Here is a 16,871-nt window from a genome sequence, read left to right on the forward strand (position 1 = left end):
CCATGTCCGCTGAGAACATCAAACTCACCCCCAAGCTATCCCTGCTATCGGTGGTCGTGTTCGGCTTGGCCTATATGGCCCCGGGAATCGTAATGACGATCTTCGGCGTCATCTCCTCCACCAGCGACGGAACAGCCCCGACAGCATTCGTCCTCGCCACGGCCGCCATGCTGCTGACTGCCCTCAGCTACGCGAAAATGGCCAAGATCTTTCCGAACTCTGGATCGGCATATGTGTATGCTCGACGGCTCCTCGATTCCCGCGTCGGCTTCCTTGTCGGGTGGGCAATCCTCCTCGACTACCTCTTCCTTCCCACCGTGGCCTGGCTTTTCCAGTCGTTCTACCTCGCAGCCCAGTTCCCGGACATCCCCGTCTGGGCCTGGCTCGCTCTAAACGCTGGACTGACAACGATCATCAACGTCACGGGCATCGTCCTTACCGACCGCGTGAACAAGACCCTGACTCTTCTGGTCGTTACCCTCATCGGGGTCTTCATCGCCTACTGCCTGGCCTACCTCGGGGATAATCCGACTGCGTCGTTCACGGACCCCTTCTGGAACAATGCAACCACGGTCGGCAGTGTCGCTGCCGCTGCTGCTATCGCTGCCTACGCCTTCCTTGGATTCGACGCCGTCAGCACCCTCAGCGAAGAAACGAAAGACGCCGAGCGCAACATTCCCCGGGCGATCCTCCTGACCGTCCTCGTCGGCGGAATAATCTTCGTCGTGGTCTCATACATCATGCAGCTCGTTCATCCTGGCGGGGACTTCGAGAAAGCAGCGACCGCAGCCTACGCCATGCAGGTCCTCGTCGGCGGGCAGTTCTACGCCAACATCACCAACATGCTCTTCATCATCGGCGGGTTCGCATCCGGGCTCGCCATCCAGGCCAGCACCAGCCGACTCCTCTACGTCATGGGCCGCGACGGAGTCCTACCCAGACGGCTCTTCGGCCGCCTCCATCCCCGGACCAAAACGCCCATCTTCAACCTGGTCCTCGTCGGTGCTATGGCCATGCTGGCACTGAACATCTCCATGGAAATCGCAACCTCCTTCATCAACTTCGGAGCATTCCTGGCATTCGCAACCGTCAACCTCTGTGTCATCGCCTACTTCATCCGAAGCCGCCAGCAAGGAACAAAGCTCTCGATCACTGGTTTCATCGTCCTACCAATACTGGGCGCAGCCGTCGACATCTACCTTCTAACCCAGCTCAGTCCCATCGCCATCACCATCGGCCTCTGCTGGATCGGCCTGGGCGTCCTCTACCTCACTCTCCTCACCAAAGGATTCCGCAAGGAACCACCAGAGATGCGTCTGCACGACCGTGACGGCCAGCCGGACGAACCCACTAATGTTCACCAGCCAAACGGGGACCACACACGGTCAGCCAAGCACAATGCCGCCCAGGCCCAGCCCACCGACATCTAACCCTGGACGAATCTCCAAAGTCCGATCGTACCGAGTGACAACCCACTGCATCCAGGGCCGCGGAACCGCAACCCGGGACGCAGTGCAAGTTCGGTGGCAACCACTCTCCCGGGGTCAAGAGAATCCGATCGGGCGAGTGTGCCATCACTGAGAACTATTTCTTCGTCCCAAAGAACCGATTCATTCCTCGCCCACATCATGACCACCAAATCGAAGACGACGTAAGGAACAGATCAGGAGAGTGCAATGATCATCACGATCGAGGCCGGTCGCTACTTCCACATCACCGGCCTATCCCCGACAGAAATCGCAGACAGTATCAACACGGCTGTAGAGATGGCCCGCGACCACTCGATGAGCGAAGGATGGCAGGGCATTCTCGTCACCCGCCACGGACCTGACAACTACACAGTGAACCTAAGCGCTGACGTTCCCTACGGAGTAACAGTGGAACGGGACCTGCCCAGCAGCCCCAAGCCCTAATAAGTGGGACGCCGAAATCAACAACACAATGTAAATTAGCCGGCATCAGCCCCTAGGCAGGTCCACTGCAGAGTGTCCCGGTGCCAAGGAAATGGAACACCTTCGGGTGGACCGAAGATTTCTGTGCCTGCTGTGCCACAGTGGCCGGGGTGACCTTGCAGGAACGCCGCGTCACCGAACCCACCGGAACGGCAATCATCACCGTCGACGACAACGGGGAGAACGCCATCGTCATGGACCCCGGCGCCAACCGTCTTCTGGAATTCCTCAGTGCTGAAGAAAGTGCGACCATTGCAGCCGCCGATGTCCTGGTTGTGCAGCTCGAGACCCCCATGTCAGCAGTCATCGGCGCAGCCCACGCCGCCCGCGCGGCGTCCACGACCGTCGTGCTCAATGCCTCGCCCATCCAGCCGCTTCCTGCCGAACTTCTCGCCTGTGTTGACGTCCTCATTGTCAACGAGCACGAGGCCAGGCACCTCGCGGCACATACCCGCAGCATTCAGACCCAACACGGGGATGAGCACGAACTTGCCTCGGCGCTCAGCGAGCAGGGCCCAGCCGTCATCCTCACCCTCGGCCCGCGGGGTGCCATCCGTCTGTGTGCCAGGTGAACCACCGGCGCTCGTGCCCGGACGTCACGTTGCCGCTGTCGACACGACGGGCGCAGGTGACACCTTCTGCGGAGCCCTGGCAACCGCACTGGACCAGGAAACCCACGGAACACTTGACCTTGGCGCCCTGGTCCGTGCTGCCGAATTGGTACGAACGCCGCCACATGATGCACTCGACCCGGCGATGGAACCGCGACCACAGCGACGAGCTTCAGTCGGCCTGGATGAACGGGACCGGCATGCTCGTCTGGGACACCGTGTTCGGGGTCTGGGTCGGCTGGAATGAGCGCGACAAGGCAACGCTCCCGAGGATGCTGCGGGTGCAGCGCGCATTCTCGGACCTCCTTATCGAAGGTGACTGGTCGCCGCTGGAGGGCGCGACTGCCGAGGCGGTGGATGCGGGCATTTACGTCTCCCGCTGGTCACAAGCCGGCACAACGCTGTGGACGATCGTTAACCGCAGCGAACGTGATTGGGCTGGCGACGCGCTCGCAGCTGTCCCCGGATCAGGAACGCGGCGCTTTGACGTCACCGCCGGAGCGGCGGACGTACGCTCGGTGAAAGTGCCGGCGCGTGGTGCCGCTGGCATCCTTCAGCTCGAACCCGACATACCCGAACCAGCCGGGCTCGCGGCCCTGATGGCAGCGGCCGCCGCCGATACCGGTTCAGCCGACACCCGCTTCCCGCACCGTCAAGCAATCCGCATCACTCCCCGGCCGGCCAAAGTAGACGCCTTCCCAGCCGCCGCCATTGTCCTCGACCCCGGCACCCGCACGCTGGAAGTAACCTTCCGCCGTCGCGAAACCGGCTTCTACCAGGGCGCCCCGTACGTCGAGGAATGGAAGCCGCTTCCGCCGCGCCTGCACGACCGGCGCAGCGAGCAACTAAGCGTCGCGATCGACAGAACTGTCGCCGTGGCACCGGGGGAAGTGTCGGTAGAGGAATTCCGCGATTTCATCCTACGGACCGGTTATCGGCCCAACGTTGGCACCCGATTCCTGTCAGGTACAGAAGGCGCAGCGAACGACGCCCCTGTCACCGGCGTTTCCCTGGCCGATGCCCGCGCCTACGCCGCATGGGCCGGCGCACGCCTCCCGAATGAGTTTGAATGGCAGCTCGCGGCCAAACAACCGGGATTCGCACGACGCATCCCCGCAGTCTGGAACTGGACTGAAAGCGAACACAGCTACGGCATCACCCGCTTCCTCATGCTCAAGGGGGAAGCGACCACCTCACCACAGGCTCCGACTGGTACACCGACGGATGCGTTCAGGACCCCTTGTTCAGCCTGAAATTCCTACTGCCCGGCCTCGGCGTCGAACGCTCTGGAAGCATGGCTTCCGACTCGCATGGGATGCCTAGGAATGCACTGACTGTAAAGATAGCGGCAGCATGCTGCTGTATATCGAAGGCCGGGAGCAGCGCCTGGTTGTACCGTGGCCGCTGACCAGCCGTGGGCAGGGACTCCCGAATCAACCGCCTTGAAAGCAGCCACGTTCCTGGACCGTCAGGCCGCTGCCCGGCAGTGCCCGGCCGGCCCTCTGCTGGTTCTGACTGTCCGTTCTCAATGTAGTTGTCAGTCGCGACGTGGGGACTGGCAGGTTGGATCTGGCGGATTTTTTCCCATCCAACCTGTCAGTTCCGCAATTCTTTGAGTTCGGCGGCCTCAGGGCGTCACCCAGGACGCTCCCATCCGGGAGACCAACTTGCGCCCGTGGTTGCGGAAACACGCTCTACGTCTCGACTAGCTAGCAGCGATTGGCCTTTGGGACTCCACTGCGACATTTAACATCTTCGTGTTCAACGACGAACCATGGCAGCCGAATCCCGGCTCGATGAGCCCGCGAGGCGCGCAGGATACGAGATAGCCAAACCAGCTACATAGGAACTTCGACTCCGACCGTAACGTTCCCGGGCCGGGTCTGGACTCTCTATCCGGGGAAGTCTTTCGGGTCGGTCTGGTTTCGCCCACCAGCATCGTCTCTTCCAGTTAGTGAACATGTGGTGATCGCAGTGGAGTAGGCTTGTTTGTGCTGAATTCACAGGCATGGGTTGTGCTCGCTTACGAGCCCATCACCACACTTATGCACACTCCCCGGGTGTATGCCCTTAACCGTGTATGCGTGAAGGCATTACGAGCGGGCCGACTTGCCGTCAAACATGCGCGCGACATTCATCGCGCGGAAGCAGTGCCTTCCCGAGCCCGGCCGAGCTGCTGCCCGGGCTCGCCGTGGGCGACGTGCCAGCGGTGAGCGGACCTCGACGCGGCGATGAAGGCCAGCGGGCCAAGCCATCTCACGGCGGTCTCCGGCAAGAACTTTAGCCTTCAAGTGGCCTACGTTCCTATCCGGCCGGCCATCCCCGACGAGAGCATTGTCGGGGTATGGCCAGCGAACGTAAACCTCAATAGGCGTGCGCGCAAGTTTATCGAAGTCGCACGCGACGTCCTGGCATCATCGAGCCTGGAGGGAAACTCCCGATTGGAAACCCCACCGTCCGCTCTGCGGGATTAGCTACGAAACATAGTCGTAGACGGCAAGCTCTACAGATTCGAACCAGAGCGGTGAACCGTGGGGCTTTGGCATGGATGCCCGGCAGATAAGGCGCGTCACACTTCGATGCAAAATGCGCAGGTGCCTGGGGCGATGCCCGGAGCCCTTAATCGCGCAGATATAGTCGTGTACGTTTCGTATTGCATGGCGTTGCCCGTATGGTTGACCCATGGCAGTCAGAAGTCAAGAAAGTCGTCGGGCCGTTTTGGAAGCAACCATGAAGTTGCTCGAAGACTCGGGGCCCGCCGGATTTACCGTGCAAAAGCTCTCCATCGAGCGCATTGCCCGCGAGGCCGGCGTCAGCAAGACCACCATCTATAGGTGGTGGTCGAGCAAGGTTGCCGTGGTTATCGATACTTTCCTGGACAACCACGTCGCCCGTACTCCAGTGCGCCAGGATGTGCCCGCGATCGACGCGCTCCGTGAACACATGGCCTCCCTTGCGGAGGTCTACGCAGGTAATGAGGGCCGGCTCGTGGCTCAACTCATCGGGGAGTGCCAGCAGGACGAGGCAACGATGGCTGAGTTCAAGAAGCATTTCTGGTCCCCGCGAGCCCTGGTCGTTACGTCACTGGTTGAGCGGGCCATAAGCGAGGGGTCGATGCGCAAGGATCTCGACGCCCAGGTCGTTACGGAGCTGCTGTATGCCCCCGTGTACTTCCGCCTACTGTTTCAATCGGGCCCCCTTGACGCCAAGGCCACGGACTCCATCATGCAGACGGCACTTGACGGGCTTGCTGCAGCATAGCGGCCAACAGGGCGCCGCTATGCTGCACGATGGGCGATGGGCGATGGGCGGGTTGAGGCCACGGCGAGATCCAACTCGCGGTAGGGCCTTGGGTGTGTGCGGCTGAAAGATGCACCGCTGCGTGAACTGTCCGAGGGAGCGGTTTCCGTGCTGGCCCTTCTGGGTGTCGGCCGGGGATGCCAGCATCCGAACAGCGGCGCTTGCTTCTGCGGGCAATTTTTGGCGCTCGTGCTGACTCTCGTCGTTTCCAATCAGCTCGTCAGCGTGGACGGCGATCATGCCACATTGCAGGCCAACGCGATCGGAACGCACATCATGGAGCTGGGGCATCCGTCTCGTATTGCGGTTGCGGGAGGTAGGTACCATTGCGGTCTGGCGCGCACGCCGAAACGGATGGCGTTTTCAATCCATCCCTCCGCGGTACCCGTGGTTTGCCCGGGAACCGCTGCAACACGAGGGTCTATTGCCGTCATTGTCGTTCCTCTTCTATGATTCCCTCCTCCGACGCGCCCTGCGTGCGCCGGAAGAACCCATTAGCATGTAGCGAACCTTGTGCAATACGATACGGCCCGTATATATTGGGTGAACGTTGATTTCGGGAACCAGATGCGCTCATGGCATTTTTGGCTGTCCCGTTCCGACGCCGTTCCCTTCCCGGCCCGTGGAGCCAGTCCGCCGACAGGCGATCCACAATGAAAGGAAGCATCATCGTGAGTACCGCCATCGCGCCGCCCAATGACGCGGTCATTGTCTCCTACCGCAGGACCCCGATCGGACGCGCACGCAAGGGCTCGCTTGCCGACGTGCGCCCGGAGGATCTTGCCGTGGCCGCAATCCGCGGAGCGCTCTCGGACCTGGGGCAGCTCGACTCGGTCAGGTTCGCCGACGCCTACGTGGGTTGCGCGGTCCCGCAGGGCGCGCAGGGGGACAATATAGGACGCCGAGTCGTGGTGCTTGCCGGAATGGACAACGTCCCTGCGGTCACAGTGAACCGCTTCTGCGCCTCCTCGTTGCAGGCCACCGCGATGGCCGCCCAGGCCGTGCGGGCCGGCGATGGGGACGCGTTCCTGGTTGCGGGCGTTGAATCCACCAGCTCCACACCACCCGTGGTGGAGTCCCCGCATCCCGCCTTCACGGCGGCGGCACGGCGTGCCGACGACATCTTTGAATCCGGCCAGCGGTGGGAGGACCCCCGGAATCACGGGCAGTTGCCCGACGTGTACCTCTCTATGGGCAAAACCGCCGAGTTCGTGGCACGCCAAACCGGCACCACGCGCCGCGACCAGGACGAATGGGCCTTGGAATCCCAGCTCAGGGCGGAGCGGGCTATCGAGTCCGGTTACTTCGCGCGCGAGATCGTCCCGGTGACCACGACTGCCGGCACCGTGGTGAGCGCCGATGACGGCCCGCGCCCGGGCACCACCCTGGAGGCCCTTTCCGGCCTCAAGCCTGTGTTCCATGAATCCGGAACAGTCACCGCAGGAAACGCCAGCCCGCTCAACGACGGTGCCTCTGCCCTGGTGGTCATGAGTGCCCAGCGCGCGGGCGAACTGGGGTTGAAGCCGCTGGCCCGCATCCTGGGCAGTGCCGCAAGCGGACTTTCGCCGGAAATCATGGGACTGGGTCCGGTGGACTCGTCCCGCCGTCTGCTTGAGCGCCTCGGACTGTCGATCGGGGACATTGACATTGTTGAGCTGAACGAGGCCTTCGCCGCGCAGGTGGTTCCCGTGGTGCGGAAGCTTGGCGCCGATCCGGAGCGGGTCAACCCGTTTGGCGGGGCGATCGCCCTGGGCCACCCGTTCGGTGCGACCGGCGCGCGGCTGGTCGGAACCCTCATTAATGGTCTGCAAACCAAGGATGGATCGCTCGGCCTGGCCACGCTCTGCGTGGGCGGCGGCCAAGGCATGGCGATGGTAGTGGAAAGGTTGTCGTGAACCAGCCAGCGCTCATTGCCGACCCGGCCCGCTCGATGCTGGCCGCCGACCGGAGCCTGGAAGGCCTCGGGATCCACGTGTTGCGAGCCAGCGAGGGGCGCGCGACGGCGGTCCTGACGGTCACTCCCGAGATGGCCAACGGGCACGGGATTGCCCACGGTGGATTGGTCTTCGCGTTGGCAGACACCGCGTTCGCCATGGCCGCGAACACGTTCGGCGCCGGAATCGCGACCGCCGAGGCTTCCATCTCCTACATTTCCCCGGCTCACATCGCCGACGAGCTGGTCGCCTCCGCCGAAGTGGCCTTTCATGAGGGCCGCCGGATGATTGTGGATGTGGTGGTGCGGGCGGGGGAGCGGACTGTCGCCATCTACCGCGGAACCGGCAGGGCCCTGCGCCTTACAGACTGAGGTTGACAGGGCTGCCGTATATAAGCGTCCAGACATGCGTGTGTGCCCGGACTCCGTCTTGGAGCCCGGGCACACTCGTGTTTGTACCAAAGATTGACGCGCCGGACCCCGTATTGCGGGTGGGGCGCGGCGCAGCGGAGGTGTCAGCTCTTGGAGGCCTTCGCCGCACCGGCGGTCGACAGCTTGTCGGCGATGCCCATGAGGACCGGGGAACCGGTCGCGGCGATCAGCAGGTCCTGGATCGGACGCTGTAGCTTTACCGAGACAAGTTCCTTGGCCCCCGCGAGAACTGCTTCGCGTCCCATGGCCGGGTTCTTGTGGCACCTCACCGGCACGTTGAAGATCAGGCGGCGCAGACATGAGTTGTCGTGGTCACACCACACAATCTCATCCTGTCGTCCCTGGAGGACCTTGTTGGGGAATTCCGGATCGGCCAGCATCTGCCGGGCCAGCATGATTCCGTCCGCGAACCCGGCGGTGATGGCGTCTGCACACTGTTGCGGGTCATAGGTGCTGCTGAGAAGCAACGGAACCTCGGGCATGGCGGCGCGGAATGCTTGTGGCTCTCCGTGGTTCAGGATTGCGCCCGATTCGGAGGTGACGTTGTTGTCCATCGACTCGTAGTTAGCATCGCTCAGGGCGATATATCCAACCCCTTCCTTCTCAATGATCGCGGCGACCTCAGCGAACCCTTCGGGCCCCTGGCCATCGGGAAGATGGTCGTTGGTGCTTATCCTCAGGCCCACCGGATAGTCGGTTCCGACCTCGGCGCGAATTGCCCGAATCGTGTCGACGAGGATGCGGGCGCGGTTCTTGGCGCTGCCGCCGTATTCATCAGTTCTCCAGTTGGTCCGCGGTGAGAGGAATGAGGAATAGAGGTAGCGCATGTGTGCGCCCAGCTCGATGCCGTCGAAGCCGGCCGCCTTGGCACGGCGCACCGCCGCGACGGTCTGTTCCTGGACCTCAAGGATTTCCTCCTTGGTGATCTCCTCCGGCGTCGGGTTCGTTCTGCCGCCGGGAATGTAGAAACCGTGCGGCAGACGGGGTGCGGCCATGCGAACGGGCTTCGGGCTAGCAGCCCTTGTGGGCCGGCCCTCGCCCGGCACACCCATGGCGCCGAAACTGGGGAAGATCTGGGCGAAGATGGGTACTTCGTGCTCGTGCACCGCATCGACCATGCGCCGTAGGCCGGGAATGAATTCGTCACGGTCGAAGCGCATCAGGGGCTGGAATGGTGCCTCCTGGTTCCCACGCTCTGTGGCCACCGCGCCACCGATGATCAGCAGCCCTGCGCCGCCGCGGGCCCGAGTGGTGAGGAACGCGATTGTCTGGTCGCTGGGGTGGCCGTCCTTCGTGGGCTGGAGCACTGCCATGGGGCTGAGGACATAGCGGTTCTTGATGGTCAGGCCGTCGATTTTCCAGGGGCTGGAAAGCACCTCGGCGACGGTAGCGGTCTCGGGGGACATTTGTTCTCCTTGGATTTTCAGTGAAACCAGGATGAAATAATTCATCCGTGCATGCGTTCGGGCCGTTTTGTATCGAGGGGCGGACTTAGAACTCAGAACCTGTCGCGGACGTGACGTTCCCTGCCGTAGAGCGAAACCACGGCAAGGATGATGAGCCCGAAAATGATGCGGCTCTGAGCCTCCGAGAGTCCGTTGCTCACGATGATCGTGGACAGCAGGGTGAGGGTGAGTGCGCCGAGCAGCGTCCGGGTGTAGCTGCCGCGGATCGAGCCAAAGATGGTACCTCCAACGAGGACGGCGGCCAGGCCCGAGAACAGATATGGCTCCCCGATGGTTTGCGACCATCCCGAGCCGTAGGAGGCAATGAAGACGCCGGCGATCCCGGCCAGGGCGCCCGAGGCGGCAAAGACAAGGGTCCACACGGCGGAGGTGCGAATCCTCGTCAGCCGGGCGGCCCGGAAATTGACTCCCGTAGCATGGAAGCGACGTCCGGCCGCGGTGCGGTTGAGGAAAATCCACATGCCCACCCCGCAAAGGATCACGATCAGGATGATCGGCGGGAACGGCATGCCGAAGGTGGTTCCCCGCAGATTCGCTAAAGAACGCAGCGCCTGCGGCGGGGCAGAGGAATAGTCGCCGTCAGCGAGGAAGAGCGTCGCGCCCGTCAGAGCAGCGCCGGTGCCCAACGTGACGACCAGTGGCTGGACCGCGAAGCGGTGGCAGATCCAGCCGATCAGGGCACCGATGCCGCCGCAGACCAGGACCGTGGTCAGCACGGCGACAACCGCCGGGACCGCGAGCTTGCCCGCGACGTTGGCGGCCATAAAGGCGCCGAAGAGGATGTAGCCTGGCGCAGCGAGGTCCAGTCCGCCCAGGATGACCACGAGCGTCTGGCCCATGGCCGCCAGGGCTAACAGGGAAGTGATGACCAGGATCGAGGTGACGGACCTGGGGTTTGCGATGGCGGGGATGGTAATGACCAGCCAGGACGCCAGGGCCAGGACAACGAGGACCTGCAGGACAGGCACCCCGAAGACCCATGTCTTGAACGTGGTCCAGGGCCTGGAAATCCGAAGCTCGGGTGTTTCTGCGGGGGACAGTGTGTCACTGGTCATGATGCGTTCCTCTTCAAGCGGGGTGCCAGCAGCGTCGCGCCAAGAACGACGCCGACGACGAGGACGGCGCCGTAGGCGAATTGGATGAGGCTGGGGGCCACGCCCGAGGCGGTGAGCAATTGCTGCAGGAGATAAATGGAGACCGCTCCGAAGAGTGCGCCCAACAGGCCACCGCGGCCGCTGGCCAGGCTGGTTCCGCCCAGGACGGCGGCGGCTAGCCCCAGCAGGGCATAGGTGGAGGCGAGCGAGGACTGGGATGACTGCACAATGGCGGTCAACGCAATGCCGGCGATCCCGGCAAACAGCCCGCCGAGGGTGTAGGCCAGGATCCGGATCACACTGACGTTGACCCCGGAGCCGTAGGCGGAGACATCGCTCTCGCCGGTGGCCAGAAGATTGCTGACAAATGCCGTGCGGCGCAGGGCGAACCAGATGAGCCCGGCGGCGCCGATTGTTAGGAGAGCGCCGGGGAGAATGCCGATGCCTCCGGCGAACACTTCGGTCCAGTTGTCCGGGGCAGCCACCGGGTTCTGGGCGATGCTCAGCGACAGGCCCACGAGCAGGAACAGCATCCCGGTGGTGGCGACCACCGGGTGCAGGCGCACCACAGCGACCAGGATTCCGTTCAGGGCACCGATCCCGGCGGCGACGGCCAGGATGATGGGAGCTGCCAGCTGCCAGTTGCCCAGCCCCGCGGGGATGAGGATGGCGACGAAGAAGCAGTTGATGAACGTGGCCAGGGGGCCGACCGAGATGTCGATGCCGCCGGCCAAGATCGAGGGCGTGGAGGCGAATCCCACCAGCACGAACGGCGCCAGCGTGGCCAGGGTACCGGGCAGGCGCGCGGGGGAGAGGAAGGACGGTGAGACGAAAAGGTTCAGCACCAGCAGCACCAGCGCGAGCAGCAAGGCAAAGGCGAAGGGCCAGCGCTGGAACAGGGTCAGGACGCGGTTCATGTGAGGACCTCTGATTTCTGGCCGAAGTAGGCGGCGACGACGGATTCGGTGGACAGCTGTGTGTGGGGGATCTGGGCAAATACCGCTTGGTCGCGGAAGACCAGGACGCGGTCCGCGAGGTCCACGAGCTCGTCCACCTCGCTGGAGAGGACCACGATGCTCATTCCTTCGGCGCTGAGCCGGTGCAGGATTGCGTAGATCTCCCGCTTGGTCCCGATGTCAACCCCTCGGGTGGGGTCATTGAGCAGCAGGACCTTGGGGTCGGTGGCAAGCCAGCGGGCCAGCAGCACCTTCTGCTGGTTGCCGCCGGACAGGGTGGAGATGGCATCGTGGGCGGCACCGAAGCGCAGGGACAGCAAGTGGGCGAAGGCCTCGAACCGGCGGGCAGTGCGGCGGGTGTCCAGCAGCCCGCCGCGGCGGTCCTTGGCCAGGGTGGGGAGCGCGAAGTTTTCGCGGATCGACATGGACTCGAACAGCGACTCTCCGCGACGTTCGCGCGGCAGGTAGGCCACGCCCAGGACATCCCCGTTGCGCTCGGTAAGCTCTGCGGCGCCCTCGGGGAGGAGGCGCACGACGCTGCCGGGCCCACCCGCCACACCGGCCAGGCGCTTGATGAACTGGTCCTGGCCGTGGCCCTCGAGCCCCGCGAGGCCCACGATCTCGCCAGCGCGCAGCTCGAAGTCGATGGGTGCCGAGGCCGGTGTCAGGCGGACGGCCGCCCCCTGAAGGACGGCGTCCCCGGGAACATGCGGTTGCCGCCGGGTGTCGTCATGGCCGGAGTTTCCGGTCATGTCCGCGATCAAGCGGTTGATGGACAGGCCCGACCTCTCCACGGTGGAAACGCTGCGCCCGGACCGCAGGACGGTTACCCGGTCCGAGATCTCCGCGACCTCGTCCATGCGGTGCGAGATGAACAGGATGGCAGTGCCCTCGGCCGTGAGCCGGCGCATCTCGACGAAGAGCCGGTCGCGGGAGCTGACGTCCAGGGAGGCCGTCGACTCGTCGAGGATGAGCACCTTGGGGTTGCGCACGAGTGCGCGGGCAATGCAGAGGGACTGCCGCTCGGAGAGCGAGAGCTTGCCTGCGGGAAGATCCAGCGGAATCTCGCCTGCGATCCGTGTCAGGACGTCTTGGGCTATTGATCGCTGCTCGGCGCGGCCCACCCGGCGACGAAACACTCCGTGGGACCCCAGCCAGACGTTCTCGAGGACCGTTTGGCTCCCCGCGGTGAGCACTTCCTGGAACACCGTCGCAATCCCCAGGTCCATGGCAGTTCGGGGCGATCGGCTGGTAACGGGGACGCCGTCCAATGTGACGGTGCCGGAATCGGGACGGTGGACGCCTCCCATGATCTTGACGAGAGTGCTCTTTCCGGAGCCGTTTTCGCCAAGGAGCGTGTGGATTTCGCCCGGCCGGAGGTGGAGTTCGCCGTGGATGAGGGCGCGGGTGGCACCGAAGCGCTTACTCACCCCGGCGAGCACCAGGCCGGATGGTTGGTTGTTCACGGCGGATCTCCTTGGCAATAAAATGTGGCGTGGGTCATATTCGAAACTAGACGAATCGTACAGCATGTGCCACTCTAAATCCGATACGCAACGAAGCGTTTCAGTCGGCAGGGAGTTAAAACCATGAAGAAGATGACCTATTTCCCCCGTTTTACAATGGTGGGCGCCGCAGTGCTGGGTGCCGGCACCCTCGTTCTGACGGGCTGTTCTGCATCGGCTCCAGCGGGCCCGGGCTCCTCCGGAGGGGACGCACCTGGCCCGGCGTCGTCGGCGGCCGCCGGGACCTGCGGGTCGTTGCCGGCGGGTACGGCGAACGATCCGAACGGCATGCTGGCCGGTTTCTCCAAGGAGATCGCCGAGGGTTACAACCTCTACCCCTACGAGATCCGGAAGTCGGCATGGGCAGACTACAAGTCGAAGAAGACTGACGGTTTCACCGCCGCGGTCGTGGGCATGCCACCTGCCAGCCCCTTCATCGCCTCCATGTCGGAGGCGATCCGGACGAGCCTGAAGGCCAATGGTGTCAAGATCGTCGGCGACTTCGCCCCTGATGACCCGTCGAATGTGCCCCTGCAGCTCCAGCAGTTCAACGAAGCGCTCTCGCTCAAACCGGACGTGATCATCTACACCGCCATCGCACCGGAGCCTTCCGTGGACCTGGCCAAGGCCGCCCATGACGCCGGCATCCCGCTGGTCGCCGCCCAAATTCCGATCGATTCCGAATACGCCGTGAGCGTCACGAGGAATACTCCGCTCGCCGTCGCCCAAGTCACCGCCGGAACGGTGGGAGCAATCGGGGGCAAGGGCACCGTCCTGCGAGTCGAGGGCATCCCGGGGATCCCGGCCTCGACTTTCGCGAACCTGGGCATCGATGCCGTCCTGGAAAACTGCCCGGAGGTGAAGGTCGCCGGGTCGGTCACCGGATTCTTCCAGCCGGCAAAAGCCCAGGCGGAGGTCCAGAAGTTCCTTGCGACCAATCCTGCCGGGGTTGACGCCGTTCTTCAGGCCGGAACGATGGGCGTAGGCATCCGAAACGCCTTCGAGGAATCGGGCATGGAGGTGCCGCCGATCGCGGACGACGGATCGAGCCACGGCTTCTCGTCCTGGGCGCTGGCAAACCCGGACTACCCGTTCTTCGGCACCACGACCCCGTCCGTGCGCACCGGCGAGGCAGTGGTCGATGTGGCGCTGCGCATCCTGAAGGGCGAGGGCCCGAAGATCAACCAGATCGTTGAACCCTCGGTGATCGTCTCCCGGGAGAACATCGCCAAGGTCGCGGACCCGTCGTGGGACCCCAATGACCTGACCGACCTGGCCGGCGCTCCGGAGGACTACCTTCCCACGGATCGCCTCAATGCGTTCTTCTCACGGCCCGGCGCCTAGGGATGGCGCGAGCCTTGAATACGAGGGATGAATCCGCCACGGGGTCTGCCGGCAGGTCGAGCTCCGAACGCTTGACGCCCAGGCACTGGATCTACTTCACCTTGATCACGCTCGTACTGTTGTCCGATGGCATGGATGTCACCATCGTCAGCCATGTCTTTCCAACGCTTATCAAGAGCTGGGGTGTCTCGGTCGGGGGCGGAATCGCCTTCGTTGTCGCCGTGGGCTTCCTGGCCATGGGACTTGGCGCCGTCGTCGCCGGCGGCCTGTCTGATAGGTGGGGACGAAAGTCCATCCTCATCGGCAGCGTGGTCGTCTTCGGCGGGGCCACCGCCTTGGGGGGAACCTCTGGCGACTTCACGGCATTCGCCGCTTGGCGGATCCTGGCTTGCCTGGGGATGGGTGCCGCGATGGCGTCCGGAAACACCCTGCTGGCGGACCTGATCCCCGAACGACGGCGCGCGGCACTGCTCGCGATGGCCTACGCCGGGGTGGGCCTGGGGACAACGGTCGGCGCAGCTCTGGCCGGCACCTTGCTCCCGACCGCGGGGTGGCGGGCACTCCTCGCGGTCGGCGGCCTGATCCCGTTGGCGGTTATCGCTGTGCTTGTATTCGTTGTCCCCGAATCCCCTGCCTTCCTGTCGGCGAGGCGCTGGGCGGAAAGCGCCGTGTCCCCGGCCGGCCGGGGACAGGAATCGTCTGGTCCCGGTTCAAAGGTTCGTACTTCGGGTTCCGAGGCGTCCGTGGGGACCATCCTGTCGCGGCCACTGGCCCCCACGACGGTCTTGGTGTGGCTTTTTGGCTTCTTCTCTCTGGGCACCCAATTACTGATCGCCCAGTACCTGCCGACCTTGCTGCAACTTCCGGCACCCGGGCTCAACACCGTGCAGAGCAGCACCATCGTCGGTGTCTACGGATTGGCGAGTGTCTTGGGAGGGGTGGTAGTTGGCGCCATCCTGGCCCGGGTTTCACGTTTTCTCGTCATCGGGATTGTCCTCGGGCTGGCTGCCGTCGTGTCGGTCGTGGTTTACCTCCTGCCTGATCCGGGATTCGGTTCCCTGATCGTCGTGTTGGGGATCACCGGGTTCATTCTGCCAACCGCCTTCGGCCCCACACGGAGTGTCCTTGCCGCCATGGCCTACCCGGCCAACATACGCGGCGCGGGAATCGGCGTGGCGGAATTCGGTGGGCGGCTGGGAGCAGCTGCCGGCGGCGTTGCCGGTGGCACGCTCATCGGCGCCGGAATGGGACTCTCGGGCCTGTTCCTTATTCTGCTGTTGCCCATCGGCGTGCTTCTTGGTTCGTTGACGGGGCTTCGCCTGCAGTCAAGACGGACCCAGGTGCCGGAGCAAGGGGAAGTCGGTTCAGCTGGCCCCGTGACTGCGGAAGGGACCCCGGCACGAGCGGCCGCCGTGGATTGAGCACACCCACTTGAGCCCCGGAGGCTTCTTCCACCGGTGGAAGTCGGATCGACATCCACCGGTGGAAGAACCTGCATTTGGCCTGCACCGTGACGAGTGGTCACCGGCCCGGAAATGCCCCTAGGACAATATCCTGCGCCGCCCTGTTCAGTGCAGGCACGGCCCGGAACCGACTGCCGGTGGGCAAAGCATAGCGAGCGGTGACACACCATCGTGTCGCCTCTTTTGCGGCCGCGTAGTCGGCCCGCGAGATTGCCTCGGAATGGATACCGGACGTAGCGCCTTGCTTTCTTACAATGACAAAAATATTCTCGGCTCCACAAAGTCCTGAGGAGCTTAACCTTGTTTTTTGCACATTCGGCGCCACTGCAACGCCTTGAACCTTTCGTCCCCTTACTCATGCGACTCGCGATCGGTGCCACACTGATTTCCCACGGATTCCAGTTCGCACCGGCGAAGTTCGCCGCGATTGTGGAAGGCGCGTGGGGACTGCCATTTCCTCTCCTGATCGGCTGGTACGTGACGCTTCTGATGTTCGTCGGCGGGAGCTTCATCGCGTTGGGTCTGCTCACCAGGCTGGTGACGATTCCGGTGGTCGTACATATTTTCCTCGCGATCTTCATGGTTGAGATCATTAGGGGGTTCGCGCCCGCGGAAAGCGGCGGCATGCAGGTACCTGTTTTGTTGATCGCGGGCTTGTTTGTTCTCCTTGTGACAGGTCCGGGGTCGGTTTCCGTGGATCGTTTGCTTGGCTGGGATGGCGGATGGGCGCGGAAGAGCAACCCGGATTCGCAAAGGGTTGCGTCGATGAGCTGACTGAACCGTTTGAGAAACGGTTCCGAGGGCCTTTCCACCCG

16 protein-coding genes are annotated in these 16,871 nt (G+C 63.6%); 12 read left to right on the forward strand and 4 right to left on the reverse strand.

Features of this window, described 5'->3' with window-relative positions; genetic code table 11:
• The first annotated feature begins 2 nt into the window (after window positions 1-2).
• The 9 genes from J2X42_RS12105 to J2X42_RS12145 all read left to right on the forward strand — a co-directional run bounded on the left by J2X42_RS12105 (window position 3) and on the right by J2X42_RS12145 (window position 8,168).
• Window positions 3-1,430, forward strand: a complete 1,428-nt coding sequence (locus J2X42_RS12105) for an APC family permease (RefSeq protein ID WP_310165438.1) — start codon at window positions 3-5, stop codon at window positions 1,428-1,430.
• Window positions 1,431-1,676: 246 nt separating this feature from the next.
• A complete protein-coding gene (locus J2X42_RS12110) occupies window positions 1,677-1,913 on the forward strand; it encodes a hypothetical protein (protein ID WP_310165439.1) in 237 nt (78 codons plus the stop codon).
• A gap of 149 nt (window positions 1,914-2,062) precedes the next feature.
• Window positions 2,063-2,524 (forward strand): PfkB family carbohydrate kinase, encoded by a 462-nt coding sequence (locus tag J2X42_RS12115; RefSeq protein WP_310165441.1) that lies wholly within the window; start codon window positions 2,063-2,065, stop codon window positions 2,522-2,524.
• The gene (locus J2X42_RS12120) at window positions 2,430-2,810 is read left to right on the forward strand and encodes a PfkB family carbohydrate kinase (protein WP_310165443.1); all 381 of its coding nucleotides are present in this window, start codon (window positions 2,430-2,432) and stop codon (window positions 2,808-2,810) included. The genes J2X42_RS12115 and J2X42_RS12120 overlap by 95 nt, the downstream gene beginning before the upstream one ends.
• Window positions 2,692-3,816, forward strand: a complete 1,125-nt coding sequence (locus J2X42_RS12125; protein WP_310165775.1) for an SUMF1/EgtB/PvdO family nonheme iron enzyme — start codon at window positions 2,692-2,694, stop codon at window positions 3,814-3,816. Before J2X42_RS12120 ends, J2X42_RS12125 begins: the two co-directional genes overlap by 119 nt.
• 1,477 nt (window positions 3,817-5,293) lie before the next feature.
• The gene (locus tag J2X42_RS12130) at window positions 5,294-5,824 is read left to right on the forward strand and encodes a TetR/AcrR family transcriptional regulator (RefSeq protein ID WP_310165446.1); all 531 of its coding nucleotides are present in this window, start codon (window positions 5,294-5,296) and stop codon (window positions 5,822-5,824) included.
• Between the two features lie 96 nt (window positions 5,825-5,920).
• Window positions 5,921-6,316, forward strand: coding sequence for a hypothetical protein (locus J2X42_RS12135; RefSeq protein WP_310165448.1), 396 nt, complete (start codon window positions 5,921-5,923; stop codon window positions 6,314-6,316).
• A gap of 218 nt (window positions 6,317-6,534) precedes the next feature.
• Entirely contained in the window at window positions 6,535-7,758 is a 1,224-nt protein-coding gene (locus J2X42_RS12140; protein ID WP_310165449.1) for an acetyl-CoA C-acyltransferase, read from the forward strand.
• A complete protein-coding gene (locus J2X42_RS12145) occupies window positions 7,755-8,168 on the forward strand; it encodes a hotdog fold thioesterase (RefSeq protein ID WP_310165451.1) in 414 nt (137 codons plus the stop codon). Before J2X42_RS12140 ends, J2X42_RS12145 begins: the two co-directional genes overlap by 4 nt.
• A gap of 143 nt (window positions 8,169-8,311) precedes the next feature.
• Here J2X42_RS12145 and J2X42_RS12150 read toward each other — a convergent pair whose 3' ends face one another.
• The 4 genes from J2X42_RS12150 to J2X42_RS12165 form a co-directional block, all read right to left on the reverse strand.
• Window positions 8,312-9,634 carry an NADH:flavin oxidoreductase gene (locus J2X42_RS12150; RefSeq protein ID WP_310165452.1) on the reverse strand — a complete coding sequence of 441 codons (1,323 nt, stop codon included), beginning with the start codon at window positions 9,632-9,634 and terminating at the stop codon, window positions 8,312-8,314.
• A 92-nt stretch (window positions 9,635-9,726) separates the two neighbouring features.
• The gene (locus J2X42_RS12155; RefSeq protein ID WP_310165455.1) at window positions 9,727-10,749 is read right to left on the reverse strand and encodes an ABC transporter permease; all 1,023 of its coding nucleotides are present in this window, start codon (window positions 10,747-10,749) and stop codon (window positions 9,727-9,729) included.
• Window positions 10,746-11,705: an ABC transporter permease gene (locus J2X42_RS12160; protein WP_310165457.1), complete on the reverse strand. Its 960-nt coding sequence runs from the start codon at window positions 11,703-11,705 to the stop codon at window positions 10,746-10,748. The genes J2X42_RS12155 and J2X42_RS12160 overlap by 4 nt, the downstream gene beginning before the upstream one ends.
• Complete coding sequence (locus tag J2X42_RS12165) at window positions 11,702-13,210, reverse strand: sugar ABC transporter ATP-binding protein (protein ID WP_310165459.1); 1,509 nt, start codon at window positions 13,208-13,210, stop codon at window positions 11,702-11,704. The genes J2X42_RS12160 and J2X42_RS12165 overlap by 4 nt, the downstream gene beginning before the upstream one ends.
• A gap of 123 nt (window positions 13,211-13,333) precedes the next feature.
• Here J2X42_RS12165 and J2X42_RS12170 point away from each other — a divergent pair, with 123 nt between their 5' ends.
• The 3 genes from J2X42_RS12170 (at window position 13,334) to J2X42_RS12180 (ending at window position 16,830) form a co-directional block, all read left to right on the forward strand.
• Entirely contained in the window at window positions 13,334-14,593 is a 1,260-nt protein-coding gene (locus tag J2X42_RS12170; RefSeq protein ID WP_310165460.1) for a substrate-binding domain-containing protein, read from the forward strand.
• 14 nt (window positions 14,594-14,607) lie between these two features.
• On the forward strand, window positions 14,608-16,014 hold the full coding sequence (locus J2X42_RS12175; protein ID WP_310165462.1) for an MFS transporter: 1,407 nt from the start codon (window positions 14,608-14,610) through the stop codon (window positions 16,012-16,014).
• Window positions 16,015-16,356: 342 nt separating this feature from the next.
• The gene (locus tag J2X42_RS12180) at window positions 16,357-16,830 is read left to right on the forward strand and encodes a DoxX family protein (protein ID WP_310165465.1); all 474 of its coding nucleotides are present in this window, start codon (window positions 16,357-16,359) and stop codon (window positions 16,828-16,830) included.
• Window positions 16,831-16,871: the final 41 nt, after the last annotated feature.

Origin of the sequence: Arthrobacter sp. BE255, assembly GCF_031457335.1 — a bacterium.
In the GTDB taxonomy this organism is placed as follows: Bacteria; Actinomycetota; Actinomycetes; order Actinomycetales; family Micrococcaceae; genus Arthrobacter.

What these genes read in the sequence shown, in the direction of transcription:
- J2X42_RS12120 (WP_310165443.1), top strand. Translation starts at nt 2,430, where the DNA reads ATGAGCACGAACTTGCCTCGGCGCTCAGCGAGCAGGGCCCAGCCGTCA.
- J2X42_RS12125 (WP_310165775.1), top strand. Translation starts at nt 2,692, where the DNA reads ATGCACTCGACCCGGCGATGGAACCGCGACCACAGCGACGAGCTTCAG.
- J2X42_RS12150 (WP_310165452.1), bottom strand. Translation starts at nt 9,634, where the DNA reads ATGTCCCCCGAGACCGCTACCGTCGCCGAGGTGCTTTCCAGCCCCTGG.
- J2X42_RS12160 (WP_310165457.1), bottom strand. Translation starts at nt 11,705, where the DNA reads ATGAACCGCGTCCTGACCCTGTTCCAGCGCTGGCCCTTCGCCTTTGCC.
- J2X42_RS12105 (WP_310165438.1), top strand. Translation starts at nt 3, where the DNA reads ATGTCCGCTGAGAACATCAAACTCACCCCCAAGCTATCCCTGCTATCG.
- J2X42_RS12110 (WP_310165439.1), top strand. Translation starts at nt 1,677, where the DNA reads ATGATCATCACGATCGAGGCCGGTCGCTACTTCCACATCACCGGCCTA.
- J2X42_RS12155 (WP_310165455.1), bottom strand. Translation starts at nt 10,749, where the DNA reads ATGACCAGTGACACACTGTCCCCCGCAGAAACACCCGAGCTTCGGATT.
- J2X42_RS12130 (WP_310165446.1), top strand. Translation starts at nt 5,294, where the DNA reads ATGAAGTTGCTCGAAGACTCGGGGCCCGCCGGATTTACCGTGCAAAAG.
- J2X42_RS12170 (WP_310165460.1), top strand. Translation starts at nt 13,334, where the DNA reads ATGAAGAAGATGACCTATTTCCCCCGTTTTACAATGGTGGGCGCCGCA.